This window comes from Janthinobacterium sp. B9-8, assembly GCF_000969645.2.
GTDB lineage: Bacteria > Pseudomonadota > Gammaproteobacteria > Burkholderiales > Chitinibacteraceae > Iodobacter.
On sequence record NZ_CP014222.1, the window covers coordinates 3,028,723 to 3,048,829 of the forward strand.

A 20,107-nucleotide genomic window follows, 5' to 3' on the forward strand; every position below is an offset into this window, starting at 1 on the left:
AGTGATCTCTAGGGTGGGTTACGGCGTTCCGCCTGAGCCCCCCTATGAAAAATCCTAAAATCACCCCACCTCCGCCAGCGCAGCTTCGGCTTCGGGCAGGCGGAGCTGGCCGGAGATCAGGCGTGGCAGCAGCGTGTCGCGCAGGGTGGCGAGGGTTTGGGCTTGTTTAGTATTCTCAAGGATTCCTTCAAAAACAGGTGAAACAATCCCTTCAAAAGCGACTTGTAGCTGCGCTGGAATTAAGAGCGTCTTAGATGTAGAAAACGTATTTGTTGTGATCGTATCAAACACGGAACCATGTGCTCTTTGTGTTAATGACTGAATTTCCCGCTGCATGAATAAATTTAAAAAGAATGGCGCTGCATGCTTAGATGCCAGAGCATAACAAGTTTGATTCATTGCAATGTTTGCGCCAAATAAGACCATACGCCCAGTCGTCGCTCCACGCGCAACGATAACAGAACTAAATGCGGGGATTAATTTAGTCGCACTTTCTTTTAAACCTTGCGCCGTAATTGTTCGCTCTGTTTCTATTAAAAATAGATTTTTAGCTTGAGATACATCTTTAGCGCTTGCCCATGAAATATCACCATCCCAATATTCGGCACGGTCAGTTTTAGGTGTCCCACCACCAATTAAATTTGCTAATTCTAAAATTGACCCCATTTCCCACCCCTCCGGCACCAAGCCTTGTGAGGAAGCGGTGAAGGTGGCGGGGAAGAGGGTTTGGAGTTCGGGGGGGAGTAGATCGTCATTCCCGCGTAGGCGGGAATCCAGTGGCACGGCTGGATCCCCGACAAAATCACTAGGGGATGACGCAGGGTTGATCATTTGCTTGGTGCTGGCGTTGGCGTGGACGGGGTCGAAATCGACAAACCACGACTTGAACAGCGCCTGCGCCATCGCCTCCAGCGTCGCATTGGTCTCGCGCAGCAACGCAATACGGTCGTCGAGGGTTGTAATTAAAGATTCAATTTGATCGCGCTCTTCCTTTGGTGGAATGGGCAAGGGCAATGCTCGTAAATCTTTAAGATTGATTGTTGTTTGAACCGTTGTATTTGCTCGGCTTACAAGCAGGTGCTGTGACAACGGTGAACGCAAACAAATTGCAATCCAATCCGGGCTGATGCCATCAATAGGATGAATTACTGCTACTGCTCGCGCAACATTAAACCCAGCGACAGTGACGGGGGCGACAGCAACTTGCCCAACAGAGCCAACAAGTGTAATTAATACTTCACCGCCAACTAACCTTGTCCTTGAATATTTGGTTTCAATTTCAGGTGAAATCTTCATTAAATCAGCTAATTCAATACGACCATTATTAAAGTTATTCACTCGAATAATAGGAATGCCATCAGCTAAAGCTGTACCAGGTTGAACAACACCATACGAAATTGACTGTTTCCGCGCACAATCCTCAAGGCTTTTGTAATTCCATCCCTCTGGTAAGTAAGGTAGATCAAAACTCATACCCCAGCCCTCCCAGTTTCTGGCGAATGAGCTGGTCGAGTTCTGCGCCTTTGGCCATCTGCTCGCCAAGCTTTTCGGTCAGCGCGGTCATTTTGGTGGCGAAGTCTTCGTCGTTGTCTTCGACCTCTTCCGCGCCGACGTAGCGGCCGGGGGTAAGCACATGGCCGTGTTCGGCGATTTCAGCGAGTTTGACGCTGCGGCAGAAGCCGGGGATGTCTTGGTATTCGGAGATGATGTCATCAGGCGCAGAAATCCCCCCCAGCCCCCCTTTTTCAAAGGGGGGGACTGATGAAGTGGTTTTAGCTTCCCCCTTTGAAAAAGGGGGATTGAGGGGGATTTCGCCTGCTGAGCCGCGCCAAGCCTTCACCAGATTAGCGATGCGGGTAATCGCCTCGTCATCCAGTTCGCACTGCACGCGTGAAATCATCTTGCCGAGTTTGCGTGCGTCGATAAACAGCACTTCGCCTTGGCGGGTGGATTTGTTTTTTGCCAAAAACCACAGGCAGGCGGGGATTTGCGTGTTGAAGAACAGTTGGCCGGGCAGCGCAATCATCACTTCGACTACGTCGGCATCGACCATGGCGGCACGAATTTGCCCTTCAGAGTTTTGGCTGGATGACATTGAACCATTGGCCAGCACAATACCGGCGCGGCCATCGGATTTGAGGTGGTAAAGCATGTGCTGCAGCCACGCATAATTGGCGTTGCCTTGCGGCGGCGTGCCGTATACCCAGCGCGAATCGCCTTCCAAACTGCCATGCCACCAGTCGCTGATATTGAACGGTGGGTTGGCGAGGATGTAATCGGCGCGCAGGTCGGGGTGCTGGTTTTTGGTAAAGGTGTCGCCCGGCTCACGGCCCAGGTTGAAGTCGATGCCGCGAATGGCGAGGTTCATCGCGGCCAAGCGCCATGTGGTGGGGTTGGATTCCTGTCCGTAAATCGATACATCACCGAGCTGCCCGCCGTGCGCTTCGATAAATTTTTCCGACTGCACAAACATGCCGCCCGAGCCGCAGCAAGGGTCGTACACCTTGCCCTGATGCGGGTCGAGCACGGTGACCAGCGTTTTAACAATGGATTGCGGCGTGTAGAACTGCCCGCCCTTTTTGCCCTCGGCGCTGGCAAACTGGCCAAGGAAATATTCGTAAACTTGGCCAAGAATATCTCGGGCTTTGCCTTGGTCTTCGCCAAAACCAATGGTGGAAATCAGATCAACTAATTCACCGAGCTTGCCATCAGGCAAGGGGGCTCGGGCATAGCGTTTATCTAAGATGCCTTTCAGGCTGGGGTTTTCTAGCTCCAAAATCGCCAGCGCATCATCAATGCGTTTGCCAATGTCGGCCTGCTTGGCGTTAGCGCGCAGCGCTTCCCAGCGCGCGCCTTCTGGTACCCAAAATACGTTTACTGCTTTGTAGTAATCACGGTCTTCCAGCTCTTCGGCCAGTAATTCATCATCGCAATCATGCAAAAAATATTCGTCGTTTTCATCAGCAAAGCGGCGCGTGAGTTCAGCGCGGCGGGCGGAAAACGAATCAGAAATGAATTTCAGAAAAATCATGCCGAGTGCGATGTGTTTGTACTCGGCCGCATCGACATTGGCACGCAGCTTATCAGCCGCAGCCCAGAGGGGTTTTTGGATATCTTGCAGCATATTGGCTTTTTCTTAATGTTGTATAAATTTATTTGTCAGATTATACGCAGTAATTGAGCGCTCAAAACGCACAAAGCCCGCATCACTGCGGGCTTTGTGCTTAATTCGCTTGGGCGATTATTCGATCAAAACGGAATATCATCCTCAAAATCATCAAAGCTTTTTGGCGCTGCAGCTGCCGGGGCTGGTACCGGGCGGCGAGCTGGTGCTGGGGAGGCTTGTTGCTGCTGCTGGTAGGCGGGCTGCTGATTTAAGCCGCCGTCGTCGTAGCCAGTATCGGCTGGGCCACTGCTATTGCCAGCACGCCCGCCCAGCATTTGCATTTGGTCGGCGATGATTTCGGTGGTGTAGCGATCTTGGCCAGTGGTTTTATCTTGCCATTTACGCGTTTGCAGACGGCCTTCGATGTAAACCGATGAGCCTTTCTTCAGGTACTGCGCGGCGATTTCGGCTAGGCGGTTGTACATGGTGATATTGTGCCATTCGGTTTTTTCCTGCTTTTGACCGGTGGCTTTGTCTTTCCAGCTTTCGGTGGTGGCAATGCTGAAGTTGCACACTGCGCCGCCCGATGGCAGAAAGCGATTTTCAGGGTCTTTACCCAAATTGCCGATCAAAATTACTTTATTCAATGAAGCCATTATCTTGTCTCTTCAATAAGTTGCCGCGCCGCAGCTTCATCCCAGCCTGTTTGCAGGACTTTCAGCAAGGCCACGCGTTCGTCAATTAAAACGACGGCTTCTTTTACGCCGTCAATAGCCGCAAGTTTAACAGACAGAGCCTGTGGGCTGCCTTCCCAATTGTCACCGATGTGGAACATTTGTGTTTTAACCGGCAGCGGCGGCTGCATGCCTGCGGCAAAAAATAACCAGATCACCATCAGCGCAGCGCAAAGCAAAAAGATAGCCGTCACGCTGCCGTGCTGCTGATACAACCAGCCTGCAATCGCCGAGCCAAGAAACATACTCAGTGACTGACAAGTGTTGTACACGCCCATCGCCGTACCCTTGGCATCGCTTGGGGCAATTTTAGAAATCAGGCTAGGCTGCGTAGCTTCCAAAATATTAAAAGCAATAAAGTACACCGACAACCACACCACAATCATGGTCAGATTAGGCATATACAACGCCATGCCCAGCTGGGCGAGCAACATCAGGCTGATTGCAAAAATAAACACTTCTTTTAAGTGTTGTTTTTTTTCACCATAAATCACCGCCGGCACCATCAGTACAAAGCTGACCAGCACCACCGGTAAATACACCCACCAATGATGCTCTAGGCTAATTCCACCCAGCCTAGTCAGCAGCAGCGGCATCACGGTAAACATGGCCATTTGCGCCGCATGCAGGGCAAATACACCATAGTTCATACGTAATAGCTGCGGGTGACGCAATACGGCGGGCAAACGCGTTGTGCTGATTTCGGCATCAGAGTGAAAACGCGAGATAATCGGGTCCGGAATAATTTGCCGCACGCCAATGATGGCGGCAATCGCCAGTACGGCAGTGAGCAAAAAGATGCCGGGTAAACCAATCCATGCGGCCAAAGTGGGCGCTGCCACCAATGAAATCGCAAAGGTGCTGGCAATACTGCCGCCTATCATCGCCATCGCCTTGGTGCGGTTTTCTTCGCGGGTTAAATCGGCCAGCAGTGCGGTAATCGCCGCCGAAATCGCTCCTGCCCCCTGCACGGCACGACCCACAATCAGCCACGCCACATGATCGGCCATGGCACACATCACGCTACCCACCGCAAACAGGGCGAGGCCGATATAGATGACTTTTTTGCGGCCAACCCGATCCGACCACATACCGAAAGGCAGTTGCAATAAGGCTTGCGTCAGGCCGTAAGCGCCAAACGCCAGCCCGACCATCGTATGATTATCTCCGCCGGGTAGTTTGCCTGCGTAAACAGCGAACACAGGCAAAATGAGAAACATTCCCAGCATACGCAGGGCATAAAGCCCAGCTAGGCCGAGCGAGGCACGCAGTTCTATAGGAGTCATGGCAGCAATTTGAAGTGGTGTCTGGTGTGTTGAATGACATCTTAAGATGGACACGCTTTATGCCCACGCGTTCATCTGTATCGACCTGCTTATTCATTTATATCGACCCGCGTGGGCATAAAAACCATGCCCGCCCAACATATTGAGTTACAAATGTAATGGTCAAGTAAATGCTTCCAACACACTTTCGACAGGAAAGTCCGGTATATTATCCGATTCCTCTTTACTGCAGATACCGGCCTTTATGTCGTACCGTCGTATCGAATCATCCGAAGCCCCGCAAATTCGCATTCGCGGCGCTCGCACGCACAATTTAAAAAACGTTAATCTCGACCTGCCACGTGGCAGTTTAGTTGTGATTACGGGGCTTTCCGGCTCAGGCAAATCGTCTCTGGCGTTTGATACCTTGTATGCCGAGGGCCAGCGTCGCTATGTGGAATCGCTATCCGCTTATGCGCGGCAATTTTTACAATTGATGGAAAAACCCGATGTCGATTTGATCGAGGGCCTCAGCCCCGCGATCTCCATCGAGCAAAAAGCCACCAGTCATAACCCGCGCTCCACCGTTGGCACGGTAACGGAAATCCACGATTATTTGCGCCTCTTATTTGCCCGCGTTGGCACACCATTCTGCCCCGAGCATAAGCAGCCTCTGCAATCGCAAACCGTTAGCCAGATGGTTGATCACGTCTTAGCACTGCCGGAAGAAACCAAGTTAATGGTGCTCGCGCCGATCGTGGTCGGCAAAAAAGGCGAGAACGTTGATTTATTCGACGAGCTACGTGCGCAAGGCTTTGTACGTGTTCGTGTCGATGGCGAAATCTATGAACTCGATGAAACGCCTAAGCTAGATAAAAACAAAAAACACACCATTGAAGTGGTGGTTGATCGGCTAAAAGTACGCGAAGACGTGAAGCAGCGCCTCGCCGAATCCTTTGAAACCGCCCTGCGCCACGCTGAAGGTCGCGCCATTGCGCTGGAAATGGATAGCGGTAAAGAGCATTGGTTCTCTGCCAAGTTTGCCTGTCCTATTTGCAGCTACAGCCTGCCAGAACTCGAGCCACGCCTGTTCTCGTTTAACAACCCGATGGGCGCTTGCCCTAAGTGCGAAGGCTTGGGCCAGATCACTTTCTTTGATCCTAAGCGTGTTGTGGCTCACCCTGATTTAAGCTTGGCGGCGGGTGCCATTAAAGGCTGGGATAAACGTAATCAGTTTTACTTCCAGATGCTGACCAGTATTGCTGAGCACTATGGCTTTGATGTCAGTGAAGCATGGACAGCGCTGACAGAAGAAGTGCAGCAAGCCGTGCTGCATGGCTCGGGTACTGAAGAAATTGCTTTCACCTATATGAACGAGCGCGGTACCAAAGTTTCCCGCTCGCACGCCTTTGAAGGGATTATTCCTAATCTGGAACGCCGTTACGTCGAAACCGATTCAATGGCCGTACGTGAAGAATTAGCCAAATACCAGAATAATCAGCCCTGCCCGCATTGCGGCGGTGCAAGATTGCGCGTTGAGGCACGTAATGTGCGCGTTGGCGAATGCAATCTGCACGAAGTCAGCCGTATGGCATTGAAAGACACTGCTGGTTATTTTGCGGGCTTAACGCTGACTGGAGCAAAAGCCCAGATCGCAGAAAAAATTGTGAAAGAAATTCGCGAGCGTCTTGGCTTTTTGGTCAACGTTGGCTTGGATTACCTCAGCCTCGATCGCAGCGCCGACACCCTATCAGGTGGTGAAGCACAGCGGATTCGCCTTGCTAGCCAAATTGGCTCTGGCTTAACCGGCGTGATGTATGTGTTAGATGAGCCGTCGATTGGTCTGCATCAGCGCGATAATGATCGTCTGCTGGGCACGCTGCGCCATCTGCGCGACCTAGATAACACCGTCATCGTGGTTGAGCACGATGAAGACGCCATCCGCATGGCAGATTATCTGGTGGATATGGGGCCGGGCGCGGGTGTACATGGCGGTGAAGTAGTGGCGGCGGGAACGCCGCAGGACATCATGAACGAGCCGCGCTCGATCACTGGGCAGTTTTTATCTGGCGCTAGGCGCATCGCTATTCCAGAAGTACGCCGCCAACCTGATCCGGAAAAATGGCTGTCACTGAAAGGTGCAACAGGTAATAACCTGAAGCAAGTTGAGCTGAGGCTGCCGGTAGGCTTGTTTGTCTGCATTACCGGCGTATCCGGCTCGGGTAAATCTACCCTCATCAATGACACGCTCTATACCATCGCCGCAAAAGAACTCAACGGCGCATCGGGCGAGCCAGCTCCGTTTGAAAGCATCACCGGGCTGGATCACTTTGATAAAGTGATTAACGTCGATCAATCGCCGATTGGCCGCACGCCGCGCTCTAATCCTGCCACCTATACCGGCATGTTTACGCCGATTCGAGAGCTGTTTGCCGGTGTGCCAACCAGCCGCGAACGCGGTTATGGGCCGGGGCGTTTTAGCTTTAATGTGAAAGGTGGCCGCTGCGAAGCTTGCCAAGGTGACGGTGTTCTTAAGGTAGAGATGCACTTTCTGCCCGATGTCTACGTGCCTTGCGATGTTTGCCACGGTAAGCGCTACAACCGCGAAACACTGGAAGTGCAGTACAAAGGCAAAAACATCACCGAAGTATTGGGGATGACAGTCGAGCAAGCGCTGGCGTTTTTTGAGGCCGTACCAACGGTGGCACGTAAGCTTAAAACGCTAACCGACGTGGGGCTGGATTACATCCGTTTAGGGCAAAGCGCCACAACGCTATCTGGCGGTGAAGCGCAACGCGTGAAGCTGGCGCTGGAGCTATCCAAACGCGATACCGGCCGCACCCTGTATATCCTGGATGAGCCAACCACAGGCTTGCATTTCCATGATATCGACCAGTTGCTAGCCGTATTACATCGCCTGCGCGAGCATGGCAATACAGTGGTGGTGATTGAGCACAATCTGGATGTCGTGAAAACGGCAGACTGGGTGATTGATCTGGGGCCAGAAGGCGGTGCGGGTGGCGGTCGTATCTTAATGAGCGGCACACCGGAAGAACTGGCGGCCTGCACAGAAAGCCATACCGGGCAGTATTTAGCTAAAACTTTAGCGGCGCATAAAACTGTTTAATTTGTGAATGCCCTATAAAGACAAAGAAGCCAGCATCACGCTGGCTTTTTTTTTGGCTATTACATCTGCAATGGAATCAAAATATCCAGCCACTTGATCGCCGTTTGGCGCTGCTCCATGCTGCCACGATAAAGCAATTGCTCTAAGGCTTGGCAAGCACTATGAATATCGTTCTGCTCTAAATGCTGCACCACTTGCTGCAAAGCGGAATCATCGCTCAGAAAATGAGCCAGATCCAGACCGGGTATTTCCGGAAAACTCTTTTCAACCTGCGCTAATTCGCTCCGCTCGGTTTGCACAGAGCGCTCAATCGGATCCGGCTCTAAATGCCAAGGGTCTGCTTTCACCTCCAGAATTTCACCCGTCGTAAAATCAACATGCTCCATTTTGCTATCTGGCACCGAAAAACTGATCGCATCATCGGGAAACATCAAGGGCGTCGTGTTTTCATCTAAAGATAAATAAAGTGGATTATCCGGATCTAAATCCCTGCCCATACTCTGCACTTGCTGCCATAAACCATCGCTAGAAAATTGTAAACGAAAGCCAACGGCCCGATTTTGAAATTCCTGACGCATTCCCTGGCTAACATACACTTCAAACAGCTTCATCCATAAAGCTAGGCCGCTAGGGTATTGCTCAATTTCGCTCTTTAATAAATTAATCGCCTGAGTGATTAATCCATGATCAAGTAGCATCTGCGCTTCTTCAGAAACATTTTTAGGCTGCACTACATCCACATCATCACGGCTCCAATCGGAAGCCGCCTGAGAAAAATTATTCACCACACCCATAACCTGCTTTCGATCCGGCACGGCTTCGCGTAATCGCTCACCTAAGGGTGCGGTGCTGGGTGCAAAGGTGTGTTGCCCCAATGGAAAAGCATATTGCACTTCCTTCGCAATATGCCCTTGCCGGCGCACTAAGTAAAATAGTGGCAAGAGCAGCAAAAGTAATAACCACCATGCACTCGGTAAGCGATTAAATCCGGCCAAAGCAGGCGCTGATTCTAAAGAAAGCCCCTGAGAAGAGTGATCTGCCTGCATGGCAGCGAGTTGCTTCTCTAGCTGGCTAATTTGATATTTAAATTGCAAAAGCTGCGCGGCTTGATCGTCACTTTCCAGCAGTTGCAAACGCTCACGCGCCCGTAAGCTATCTTCCGGGCTTAATTGCGCTTTTTGCCGGAAAGCCAAAACAGGCTCGGATAAGCGTAAGTGAAAGCCGCCTTTCTCAACTCTCGGCAGAGAAACAGGGGCAATTTGCAAAGCATCTTTAAGTGGCCCACCGCTCGTTTGTGCCTGCACCGGCTCTACCCTATTCTGCATATTGGCGGCAGCAGGCAGTAAACTTTTGCGATCAGGTAGCCTCACCTCGGTATTAAGCGGTAAGCGAGCATGCGTGTTTTGCGCTAAATCGGCATTAAGCCGGTAAATTTCATCCACCATCCGTGCGCGACCAGCCCTGTCCTGCGGGAAATAGGCTCGTGCAATCCGTTCTACAGAGTCTCCCTCCTGACTTTGCCAAACACCAGCAAAAGCGGGTAGATTGCGGCGCACAGCAGGCGCGACTAAGGCAAAGTCTCCTCCCCCCTGCTTGGCGCGATATTCACGCGGATCAAGCAGCACATTGTAATCACGCTGAAAACTAGGGCTTTTTTCGTTAGGGCAACGCAGACGAATCGAAAAATGAAGCAGTGGCTCTTGCAAAGGCTCATCACCACGCAAGCTAAGCAGGCCACCATCTTCATTCGATTCAAAAGATAAACGTACATTTAAATGAGCAGAGCCACCATCGACAATAGGAACAAGACGAAAGCACTGCTGATTTAACTCTTCATTTTCATTAGCAATAACATTAATTCGGGCATTAAAGCGCTCACCCAGTGCAGACCGAACTTGGATATCCCCCAATACAGCAGCCTGCAATGGCTGTACAACAACGCTTAAACCTATTAAAAACCGAATCAGTCGCATAAGCACGTTTAAACGATATCAAGATGATCAAGACCAGAAAGAATATCCGTATGCTTCGCTTCTGAACCTTGCAGCTTAATGCTCAATCGTAAATCATTAACTGAATCGGCATTGCGCAAAGCATCTTCGTAAGTGATTTTTCCTGCTTCATAATGATCAAACAATGCCTGATCGAATGTCTGCATTCCCAGCTCACGCGATTTCTTCATGATTTCTTTGATTTCGTGCACTTCACCTTTAAAAATCAATTCAGAAATCAAAGGGCTATTTAGCATCACTTCCACAGCCGCCACCCGGCCTTTGCCGGTGCGATGCGGAATCAGCCGCTGAGAAACAAACGAGCGAAGATTTAAAGATAAATCCATCAAGAGCTGCTGACGACGCTCTTCGGGGAAAAAGTTGATAATCCGGTCCAGCGCCTGATTAGCCGAGTTGGCGTGTAAAGTCGCCATGCAAAGGTGACCGGTTTCAGAGAAGGCAATTGCGTAATCCATGGTTTCGCGATCACGAATTTCACCAATCAAAATCACATCTGGCGCCTGACGCAGGGTGTTTTTCAGTGCAGCCTGCCAGCTATCGGTGTCCACCCCCACTTCACGCTGGGTCACAATGCAATTTTTATGCGCGTGAACGTATTCAATCGGGTCTTCAATGGTAATGATGTGATCGTAACCATGCTCATTTCGGTGGCCAATCATGGCTGCCAGCGAGGTCGATTTACCCGAACCTGTACCGCCTACAAAAATCACCAAGCCCCGCTTTGCCATCGCAATATCGCGTAATACAGGCGGCAGGCCTAAATCATCCAGCGAGGGGATTTCTGAATTAATCGTACGCAGCACCATGCCTACCTGGCCCTGCTGCATAAACGCATTCACGCGAAAACGCCCGAGCTGGCCGGGGCTGATCGCAAAATTACATTCTTTAGTACCTTCAAAATCTTCGGCCTGACGATCATTCATAATCGCCCGCGCTAATTCCTTACTATGCTGTGCCGTCAGAATTTGATTTGAAACCGGCGTCACTTTCCCGTCAATCTTCATTGCAGGCGGAAAATCAGCCGTAATAAATAAATCTGAGGCCCCTTTACTGCGCATATGCCGCAAAAGATCATGCATAAATTTTGCGGCTTGTTCCTTTTCCATTTTTATTCTTCTTTACGCAATATGTTCATTAAAAGGCAAGTAAGGTATTTTATCTTAATCAAGAATATCTTACTTATTTAATAAGAAAAAACATTTAAACAAACGACAAGTCTTTCAAGAATTATGCACCGCTTAATCAGCTTTTAAACGCTAATCTAAATACAAAAAAAACGGTACATAAAGCTTATAACTGCAACAGGAGCAAAACAAACAAAAATGCTTGCTAGCAGCAGACAAGCAATCCTCGGGTATTTTGCGCCAATCACTTAGCCCCTGAAATTATCAGGAATAGCCGCTTTCATTCTGGCCTCAGGCAGGGAAATAATATTGCGCTGCAATAAGCCCTGCAAACACTGATCCAGCGTTTGCATCCCAAATTGCGAACCGGTTTGAATCGCCGAATACATTTGCGCAATTTTATTTTCACGAATCAAGTTACGAATAGCCGGAATCCCGATCATCACTTCATGCGCAGCCACCCGCCCGCCTTCTTTCTTTTTCAGCAGCGTTTGTGAAATCACGGCACGTAATGATTCAGACAACATCGAGCGCACCATTTCTTTTTCTGCCGCAGGGAATACATCCACCACACGGTCAATGGTTTTAGCCGCAGATGAGGTATGCAAAGTGCCAAACACTAAGTGACCGGTTTCAGCGGCAGTCAGCGCCAGACGGATGGTTTCCAGATCGCGCATTTCCCCAACCAGAATGACGTCAGGGTCTTCACGCAGTGCAGAGCGCAAAGCATTAGAGAAGCTCATGGTGTGCGGGCCAACTTCACGCTGGTTAATCAGGCACTTTTGCGAGGTGTGGACAAATTCAATCGGGTCTTCCACGGTTAAGATATGGCCGTATTCATTGGCATTGATATAGTTGATCATCGCCGCCAAAGTGGTGGATTTACCCGAGCCTGTTGGCCCGGTCACCAGCACCAAGCCGCGCGGTGTTTCGGCAATGTCTTGAAAAATACGCGGGCAACCTAGCTCTTCCAGAGTCTTGATATCCGATGGAATCACCCGGAAAACAGCACTCGCCCCGCGATTTTGCACAAAGGCATTCACCCGGAAACGTGCTAAACGCGGTATTTCGAAAGAAAAATCGCATTCCAGCGTATCTTCGTAAATCTTACGCTGGCCGTCGTTCATGATGTCGTACACCATATCGTGCACGTCTTTATGCGATAGCGCAGGCGTATTAATCCGGCGAATATCCCCGTCAACCCGAATCATCGGAGGCAAACCAGACGAAAGATGTAAGTCTGATGCTTTGTTTTTAACGGTGAAAGCTAATAATTCAGAGATTTCCATTGTTTAATCCTGTCCGCATAGTGGGTTTTCGCGTAATAATATCCAAGCAGTCGCTCGAACTTGAAAGTGATCTACCGCCTTAGGAACGCCGATTACTCCTTACAGAGTATTTTTTCGTTTTAAACAGCCCTTGCTCGAACTTCTCTATAAGACCCGGCATTCTTTCGTAACGATCGCTCAAACCAAGCAACTTGCAAAAATGGGATAAGAATTCCATTTCAGCCCAGTCTATATGCAGAGCACCACACTAGAGTTGATAACCCATTATGGCAACGATATTTACAGCATGGCAAGGTGTGAGAGAGCGCATTGCAAAAGCCGCTGCCGCCAATCAGCGAGAAATCAACGCTGTCGCCTTGTTGGCAGTGAGTAAGACCTTCCCAAGTGAAGCAATAAGAGAGCTGTATTTAATAGGACAGCGGGCCTTTGGTGAAAATTATGTTCAAGAGTTAATAGATAAACACGCAGCTTTAATCGATTGTAATGAGTTAGTTTGGCATTTTATCGGACCGCTACAGAGCAATAAAACCCGATCTGTGGCAGAGTTGGCAGACTGGGTCCATTCAATTGATCGTTTAAAGATCGCCGAACGGCTTTCTGCACAACGCCCGGAACATCTGCCTCATTTAAATGTCTGTATTCAGGTTAATGTATCGGGAGAAGTATCGAAATCAGGTATTGCCCCCGATGAATGCTTAACGCTGGCGACAAAAATCTGTCAATTACCACGTATACAATTGCGCGGTTTAATGTGCATACCCGAGCCCACGCCAGACTTAGCGCAGCTGGCAAAACAATTTAAAGTGCTGCGAGACTTACAAAACCAGCTGATTACCCAAGGAATACCTGTCGATACATTATCAATGGGCATGTCTAGTGATTTAGAAACCGCCATTAGCGAGGGTTCCACCCTCGTACGAGTGGGCACCGCATTATTCGGCACTCGCACTTACCTGTAAGGAATATATGAAAATCACTTTTATCGGCGGTGGCAATATGGCCATCGCGATGATAGGCGGCATGATCAAGCAAGGTTTTGAGGCCGCTCAAATTCATGTCGTTGAACCAGATGCTGCCAAACGCGAACAACTGAGCAGCAATTTTGGTGTCAGCAGCAGCGCACCCGAAACGCCACTTCCTAAAAGTGATGCCATTTTATTTGCAGTAAAACCACAGCAATTACAAGCGGTAGCCAAATCTTTGCGCCCGCAACTCAATGGTGCTCTGGTGATCTCTATTGCAGCAGGCGTCAGAGCAGATACGCTATCGCAATGGCTGGATGTTTATCCACGTATTGTGCGTGTTATGCCCAATACCCCGGCACTTGTGCAAGAAGGAATGTCAGGTGCTTACGCCACAGCTGAAGTGACAGATGCCGATCGGGAATTAACCGAACGCATGCTGGCCGCAATTGGCGAGATGGTGTGGGTAGAAAAAGAAAGCGATATCGATGGAATTACGGCGATTTCGGGCTCTGGCCCAGCTTATGTATTCTATTTTATGGAAGCCTTACAAGCTGCGGCCCGTGCCCAGGGTTTTGGGCCAGAAATCGCTCGTAAACTGGCTTACCAAACCTTTTCAGGCGCAGTAAAACTGGCCATGCAAAGCGAAGATGATGCTGCCACCTTAAGACAAAAAGTGACCTCCAAGGGCGGCACAACCGAGCGCGCTATTAATGCGCTCGAAACCAGCCAGGTGCGCACCACCATTATTGCGGCGGCTTCGGCAGCTGCCGCGCGCTCCCGCGAGTTGGGAGAAGAATCCACACGCAGTCTTGAAGTCTAAGGATTTACAATGCTTGCAAACACATTCAATTTTTTAATTCGCAATTTATCCGAATTTTTTATCTTACTGCTGCTGGCGCGCTTCTTTTTACAAGCAGCGCGAATTCCATTTAAACACCCGCTCACGCAGTTTGTTTTGTCCTTAACCAATTGGGCAGTGATTCCGGTAAGGCGTATTTTGCCGCCATTTCGCGGGCTGGATAGCGCCAGCCTCATGCTGGCGTGGCTAGTGGCCTTGTTAATGCACGCAGTGTTATTGGCACTATCGCCTTGGCCTTTTGACTTTACCGCGCCGTTTTCGCTATTTTCACTGGCACTGGCTGCGCTGCTCGAAGTCTGCAAGATGTCTTTATATCTGCTGTTTGCCACCGTCATTGGCCAAGCACTGATGTCTTGGCTTGCCCCCTACAACCCCTTGATGCCGATCCTGACTGCACTGACCGCACCTTTTCTGCGCCCGCTGCATCGCTTTATTCCACCGATTGGCGGGGTAGATATCACGCCGCTGGTGCTGATTTTAGCGATTCAGCTGGTGCTCAGCGTAGTTGTGCCGAGCCTGGAGCAAATCATTTTGCAAGGTGTCAGCATGGTTATGCTGAAGTAAAAAATCGCCGCGTGGGCTACCCACGCGGCGATTTTTAATTAGCGATGTGATGCGACGAAAATCCAAATCTTGAAATACTGATTTTAGTTAGCCCTGTAAACGATCCATATCAGGCTTAACCTGACGATATTCACCATCAATCACATCACCCTGCGCACCCGGAGCTGAAAACGGCTCTGCTGGCGTGCCTTTATTCTTTGCTAAACGGCCCCAAGGCAGCAACAAAACCAGTGCCACTACATCGCCCAAAATACCGGGCAATAAAAGTAAAACAGCAGCAATATAGTAGCGAGCTACAGCAAACAGGCTATGAATCGATAGGCGACCAGAGCGTAAATCACCAAATAAGGCCGCGCCTACCGCTAATTTGTGATGACGCAACATCAGCAAACCACTGAAAAAAGCCGCAATCAACCAGAGCACCACCCAAAAAGTACCAATGGCTTTTGCCAGTAAAACAATCGTGATAATTTCAGCAATCGGATAGGCCACAAAAAGTAATAACAGCAGGTAAGGCATGACAACTCCAGATAATATTTTGATCGTCTTGTGCAATTGCCCAGACGAGGATGTAGCAAATCGTTTAGCCACCGGCCTTGTAACAGCCCGACTGGCTGCCTGCGTGAACCAATTGGCGCCAGTACAATCTACATACCGATGGAATGAAAGAATCGAAATCGCGCAGGAAGTTCCCCTGCTGATTAAAACAACCCAAGCCGCTTATCCTGCTTTAGAAGCCTGGCTTCAGGAAAACCACCCTTACGAGGTAGCCGAAATTATTGCCCTAAGCCCCACCGCAGGTCTCCCCGCCTATCTAAACTGGGTGAGTAAAGAGGTGCAAGCATGATGCTTCGTATCGTTCTCTTTTTACTTGCATTACTTGGCACGGCCCATGCTGCGGATGATTTACTGCCGCCCGAAAAGGCATTCCAAGCTTATATGGTACAGATTGACGACCATACTGTAGAAGCACGCTTTAAAGTAGCAGCAGGCTATTACCTTTATCGGGATCGCATCAGCTTTAAAGCCAATCTGCCCATACAGCCTGAGCTCCCCAAAGGCACAGAGAAAAATGACCCCAGCTTTGGCAAAGTGCAAGTTTATAAACACGATATGGCAGTGCGGATTAAATCCAGCACCCCGTATCCATTAGATGCGGCCATTACAGCCAAATTCCAAGGCTGTGCCGAAGTCGGCGTGTGCTACCCGCCACAAACACAGCTCTTAAAACTAGGCGAGCCTCCCAAAGACGCGCTAGATCAGTTGTTTGGTAAAAGCACCATTCCTGCTGAAATCGGCCCTAGCGGGGCCGATATTTATTTCAGCGGAGGGCTTCTTGCCACCCTTGGTGTATTTTTCTTAGGGGGCCTCGCACTTGCACTGACTTCCTGCATGTATCCGCTGATTCCTATTGTGTCTGGCATCGTGCTAGGTAACGGCCAGCAGGGCAAAATGCGTGCACTAGGGCTAACCTTTACCTATGTGCAAGGCTTGGCGCTGAGCTACACTCTGATCGGTATTGCTGCCGCCGCAACCGGCACTTTACTTGTTGTAGCCTTACAGCAACCTTTTGTAATCGCACTGTTTTCTCTGTTTTTTGTCTTGATGGCACTCGCCATGTTTGGCCTGTTCGATCTGCAATTATCCGGCAGCATTCAAAGCAAAATGAATGATTGGTCTAATCGCCTGCCCGGTGGCCAATTCACTTCGGTATTTGCGATGGGAGCGCTCTCGGCCCTGATTGTTGGCCCTTGTATCGCCCCCCCCTTAGCTGCGGCACTGGCTTATTTAGGCCAAACAGGCGATTTACTATTGGGTGGTAGTGCGCTCTATATGCTGGCACTAGGACTAGGCCTGCCCCTGCTCGCCATTGGTGCTTTTGGCGGCAGCATTTTACCCAAGCTCTCCGGCCGTATGATGCGCGGTGTAAAAATCGTTTTTGGTATTTTATTACTGCTCATGGCGGTCTGGGTGGCCCGGCCATTATGGGAAAAATCAGACTCCGAAACAGGGACGAAATTTCGCGCCATTGCCTCTGAACAAGAATTAAATCAGGCCATCAGCCAGGCCAATGGCAAAATGGTGATGTTAGATTTCTATGCCGATTGGTGTATTGCCTGCAAAGAATTTGAACGCGATACCTTAAGTGATCCACAGATTCAAAAATCATTAGCAGATATGGTATTGCTACGAGCCGATGTCACGCAAAATAACGCGGCAGATCAAGCCCTATTAAAACGCTTCAAACTATTCGGCCCACCCGCTATTTTATTTACCGGCAGCAATGGGCAGTTTTTAAACGAGCGTGTTATTGGTTACCAAAGCCCGGCAGCGTTCAAAGCCACCCTAGAGCGACTTAAACAGGAAAAACAATGAAAAAATGGCTGATTGTATTTAGTTTACTGAGTGGTTTTGTTCAGGCAGAAACAGCTATTTTCTCAGCTCAACTCCCTGATTTAAAGAACAAAATACAGGCCATTTCTCAATGGAAAGGCAAGCCGCTGATTGTTAATTTCTGGGCAACATGGTGCGGCCCATGCCGGGAAGAAATTCCGGAATTTATTGCCTTACAAAAGCAATATGCAGGGAAAGTGCAATTTATAGGGATAGCCATTGATGAGCAAAAAGATGTGGCTGCTTTTTCTAAGCAATATGGAATTAACTATCCGATATTAACGGGCGAAGCCAATGCAATGGAATTAATGCGTAAAGAAGGTAATCAGCTAGGTGGATTACCCTTTACGGCAATTTACAATGCAAAAGGTGAACGAATTGCAATTGAGCTGGGGAGGCTTAAAAAAGAAAAGCTTGAAAATTATTTAAAAGAATTAACGCGTAAATAATAAAGCCATTGCAACCATTGCAGCTCTTACATCGCGTACACCGTACGCGATGTAAATTACTAAAAGCCGCAGAACACGTTTCTTAACATCACAATCACTTCAAGCGTACGCAAATCCCCCACTCGGTAGTACACCCGATTGGCATCTTTGCGAGTACGCAACACTCCTTTCTCGCGCATCAAGGCTAGATGCTGAGAAATATTTGATTGTGTAGTACCCACCTGCTCAACGATATCTTGCACGCTAACTTCTTTATCTCCTAAAACGCACAGAATCTTCAAGCGTAGCGGGTGCGACATCGCCTTCATTGCACGCGAAGCCTGATCAATGTGGGGGTCGTCCATATGCTCAATGGAATTGGCCATAATCGCTATCTAAGATTAAAAAGGTTTAAGGGGATATTCTAATTATTTCTTGGTTAATATGGTAGAAATATTGCCAAACGTCATAGAGGCTATTATGCAATGAGTTAGAATACTAGTGATATTTAAAATTTGTTTGCTGCTGAGCAGGCATTAAATTTACAGCAGCATCCATCACAGGGGTAAATAAATATGAGCCAAAACGTCAAACCTGTTCTTCTGTTGATTTTAGATGGCTTCGGTTACCGTGAAGAGACAAAGGATAACGCCATTGCTGCCGCCAAAAAACCACACCTTGATCGCTTATTCGCCACCTACCCGTGGACAACGATCAATGCCTCAGAAGAATACGTAGGACTGCCTAAAGGCCAGTTTGGTAACTCTGAAGTCGGCCACCTTAATATCGGCGCGGGCCGGGTGCTGCAACAAGACATCAGCCGTATCGACTGTGATGTAGCCGATGGCTCTATCGGCCAGAACGCTGTATTTGCTGCGGCAATTGAACAAGCCAAAAGTAGCGGTAAAACACTCCATATTTTAGGTTTGATCTCGGATGGCGGCGTGCATTGCCACGAAGCCCATGTCAATGCGCTCATCGCGGCAGCAAGCGATGCAGGAGTTGGTCAAATCAATGTGCACGCCTTCTTGGATGGCCGTGATACACCACCCCGCAGTGCAGCGGTCTATTTAGCTAAACTACAAGCAGTCTGTGATTCCCACCCGGCAGCGCGCATCGCCTCCGTAACAGGCCGCTACTGGGCAATGGATAGGGATAAACGCTGGGAGCGCGTAGAGCCTGCTTATAAGGTCATGGTTGAAGGCGAGGGCTTATTCCACGCAGTCAACGCCGCCGATGCCCTATCTGCAGCCTACGAGCGTGATGAAAACGATGAATTTGTTGCAGCCACCGCCATCGGCGAAAAATCATCGATGCAAGACGGCGATGTAGTGATCTTTATGAATTTCCGTGCCGACCGTGCACGCCAAATCACTACGGCTTTGACCGATGCGAGCTTTGATGGCTTTAAAGCGCGTCAACCTAAATTTGCCTCATTTAGCACCGCAACAAATTATGGCTCAGCTTATCCAAGCCTGCTGGTGGCTTATGACAAGCCTAAGGTGCAAAACAGCTTTGGCGAATATATTGCCAATCTGGGCTTAAAGCAGCTGCGCATCGCTGAAACCGAAAAATACCCGCACGTAACTTATTTTTTCTCCGGAGGCGAAGAAAAAGAATTTGCCGGTGAAGACCGTATTCTGGTGCCTTCACCTAAGGTGGCCACTTACGATCTACAGCCAGAAATGAGCGCCCCTGAAGTCACCCGCCAGATTGTGGCTGCCATTGAATCCAAGCAATATTCGGCCATTATTTGTAATTATGCCAATGGTGATATGGTGGGACACTCAGGTATTTTTGACGCTGCGGTTAAAGCAGTTGAAGCTTTGGACCAGAGTGTTGCACAATGTGTTGACGCCATGCTTGCAGCCGGTGGAGAAATCCTTATCACGGCCGATCATGGTAATTGTGAGCTGATGTACGATCACACGGCGCATCAACCACATACCCAGCACACAACGGACCAAGTTCCCTTTGTGTATATTGGCCGCCCGGCAACCATGATGGCGCGCGGCAGCGGTGCTTTACGCGATATTGCGCCAACAATGCTGGCTTTGATGGGCCTTAAGCAGCCAGAAGAAATGACGGGTAAATCTTTAGTGAATTTATCCTGATTACAGTACGTTATTTACAAAGAGCCACACCCGCCGCGGCTTATCACAAGCCACGGCAGGCTTCAAACTCCCCGAAGTAAGGGCAAATCCTTGGTAAATTTTTAAGCATGCTCAGACCGCTTTTTC

At 49.4% G+C, this 20,107-nt stretch carries 17 protein-coding genes; 8 read left to right on the forward strand and 9 right to left on the reverse strand.

What is annotated here, in order from left to right; genetic code table 11:
• Positions 1-60: 60 nt before the first annotated feature.
• From VN23_RS13630 to VN23_RS13645, 4 genes are all read right to left on the reverse strand, one after another.
• Entirely contained in the window at positions 61-1,473 is a 1,413-nt protein-coding gene (locus VN23_RS13630) for a restriction endonuclease subunit S (RefSeq protein WP_052746639.1), read from the reverse strand.
• Positions 1,463-3,124, reverse strand: coding sequence for a class I SAM-dependent DNA methyltransferase (locus tag VN23_RS13635; RefSeq protein ID WP_046352378.1), 1,662 nt, complete (start codon positions 3,122-3,124; stop codon positions 1,463-1,465). The genes VN23_RS13630 and VN23_RS13635 overlap by 11 nt, the downstream gene beginning before the upstream one ends.
• Positions 3,125-3,249: 125 nt before the next feature.
• The gene (gene ssb / locus VN23_RS13640) at positions 3,250-3,762 is read right to left on the reverse strand and encodes a single-stranded DNA-binding protein (protein ID WP_046352379.1); all 513 of its coding nucleotides are present in this window, start codon (positions 3,760-3,762) and stop codon (positions 3,250-3,252) included.
• Positions 3,762-5,126: an MFS transporter gene (locus tag VN23_RS13645; protein WP_046352380.1), complete on the reverse strand. Its 1,365-nt coding sequence runs from the start codon at positions 5,124-5,126 to the stop codon at positions 3,762-3,764. The genes ssb and VN23_RS13645 overlap by 1 nt, the downstream gene beginning before the upstream one ends.
• 244 nt (positions 5,127-5,370) lie before the next feature.
• Here VN23_RS13645 and uvrA point away from each other — a divergent pair, with 244 nt between their 5' ends.
• Positions 5,371-8,232, forward strand: coding sequence for an excinuclease ABC subunit UvrA (uvrA, locus tag VN23_RS13650; protein ID WP_046352381.1), 2,862 nt, complete (start codon positions 5,371-5,373; stop codon positions 8,230-8,232).
• Positions 8,233-8,291: 59 nt separating this feature from the next.
• Here the strand turns inward: uvrA and VN23_RS13655 are convergent, their stop codons facing one another.
• The 3 genes from VN23_RS13655 to VN23_RS13665 form a co-directional block, all read right to left on the reverse strand.
• The gene (locus tag VN23_RS13655; protein WP_046352382.1) at positions 8,292-10,205 is read right to left on the reverse strand and encodes a type IV pilus assembly protein FimV; all 1,914 of its coding nucleotides are present in this window, start codon (positions 10,203-10,205) and stop codon (positions 8,292-8,294) included.
• 8 nt (positions 10,206-10,213) lie between these two features.
• Entirely contained in the window at positions 10,214-11,350 is a 1,137-nt protein-coding gene (locus tag VN23_RS13660; protein ID WP_046352383.1) for a PilT/PilU family type 4a pilus ATPase, read from the reverse strand.
• A 266-nt stretch (positions 11,351-11,616) separates the two neighbouring features.
• Positions 11,617-12,657: a type IV pilus twitching motility protein PilT gene (locus VN23_RS13665; RefSeq protein WP_046352384.1), complete on the reverse strand. Its 1,041-nt coding sequence runs from the start codon at positions 12,655-12,657 to the stop codon at positions 11,617-11,619.
• Positions 12,658-12,923: 266 nt separating this feature from the next.
• On the opposite strand from VN23_RS13665, the gene VN23_RS13670 reads away from it, so the two are divergent.
• The 3 genes from VN23_RS13670 to VN23_RS13680 are packed head-to-tail and all read left to right on the forward strand — an operon-like array spanning position 12,924 to position 15,045.
• Positions 12,924-13,616, forward strand: a complete 693-nt coding sequence (locus tag VN23_RS13670) for a YggS family pyridoxal phosphate-dependent enzyme (protein ID WP_046352385.1) — start codon at positions 12,924-12,926, stop codon at positions 13,614-13,616.
• 7 nt (positions 13,617-13,623) lie between these two features.
• Entirely contained in the window at positions 13,624-14,442 is an 819-nt protein-coding gene (proC, locus tag VN23_RS13675; protein ID WP_046352386.1) for a pyrroline-5-carboxylate reductase, read from the forward strand.
• Positions 14,443-14,451: 9 nt separating this feature from the next.
• Positions 14,452-15,045 carry a YggT family protein gene (locus VN23_RS13680; RefSeq protein ID WP_046352387.1) on the forward strand — a complete coding sequence of 198 codons (594 nt, stop codon included), beginning with the start codon at positions 14,452-14,454 and terminating at the stop codon, positions 15,043-15,045.
• An 87-nt stretch (positions 15,046-15,132) separates the two neighbouring features.
• Here the strand turns inward: VN23_RS13680 and VN23_RS13685 are convergent, their stop codons facing one another.
• Entirely contained in the window at positions 15,133-15,564 is a 432-nt protein-coding gene (locus VN23_RS13685) for an FxsA family protein (RefSeq protein WP_046352388.1), read from the reverse strand.
• Between VN23_RS13685 and cutA the strand changes: the two genes are divergently transcribed.
• The 3 genes from cutA to VN23_RS13700 are packed head-to-tail and all read left to right on the forward strand — an operon-like array spanning position 15,563 to position 17,888.
• On the forward strand, positions 15,563-15,892 hold the full coding sequence (cutA, locus tag VN23_RS13690; protein ID WP_046352389.1) for a divalent-cation tolerance protein CutA: 330 nt from the start codon (positions 15,563-15,565) through the stop codon (positions 15,890-15,892). The two genes, VN23_RS13685 and cutA, sit on opposite strands and share 2 nt — an antisense overlap.
• The gene (gene dsbD / locus VN23_RS13695) at positions 15,889-17,421 is read left to right on the forward strand and encodes a protein-disulfide reductase DsbD (RefSeq protein ID WP_046352390.1); all 1,533 of its coding nucleotides are present in this window, start codon (positions 15,889-15,891) and stop codon (positions 17,419-17,421) included. The genes cutA and dsbD overlap by 4 nt, the downstream gene beginning before the upstream one ends.
• Positions 17,418-17,888 carry a TlpA family protein disulfide reductase gene (locus VN23_RS13700; protein WP_052746640.1) on the forward strand — a complete coding sequence of 157 codons (471 nt, stop codon included), beginning with the start codon at positions 17,418-17,420 and terminating at the stop codon, positions 17,886-17,888. Before dsbD ends, VN23_RS13700 begins: the two co-directional genes overlap by 4 nt.
• Before the next feature lie 59 nt (positions 17,889-17,947).
• On the opposite strand, the gene VN23_RS13705 is transcribed toward VN23_RS13700, so the two are convergent.
• Positions 17,948-18,253: an ArsR/SmtB family transcription factor gene (locus VN23_RS13705; RefSeq protein WP_046352391.1), complete on the reverse strand. Its 306-nt coding sequence runs from the start codon at positions 18,251-18,253 to the stop codon at positions 17,948-17,950.
• A gap of 189 nt (positions 18,254-18,442) precedes the next feature.
• Between VN23_RS13705 and gpmI the strand changes: the two genes are divergently transcribed.
• The gene (gene gpmI, locus VN23_RS13710; protein WP_046352392.1) at positions 18,443-19,981 is read left to right on the forward strand and encodes a 2,3-bisphosphoglycerate-independent phosphoglycerate mutase; all 1,539 of its coding nucleotides are present in this window, start codon (positions 18,443-18,445) and stop codon (positions 19,979-19,981) included.
• Positions 19,982-20,107: the final 126 nt, after the last annotated feature.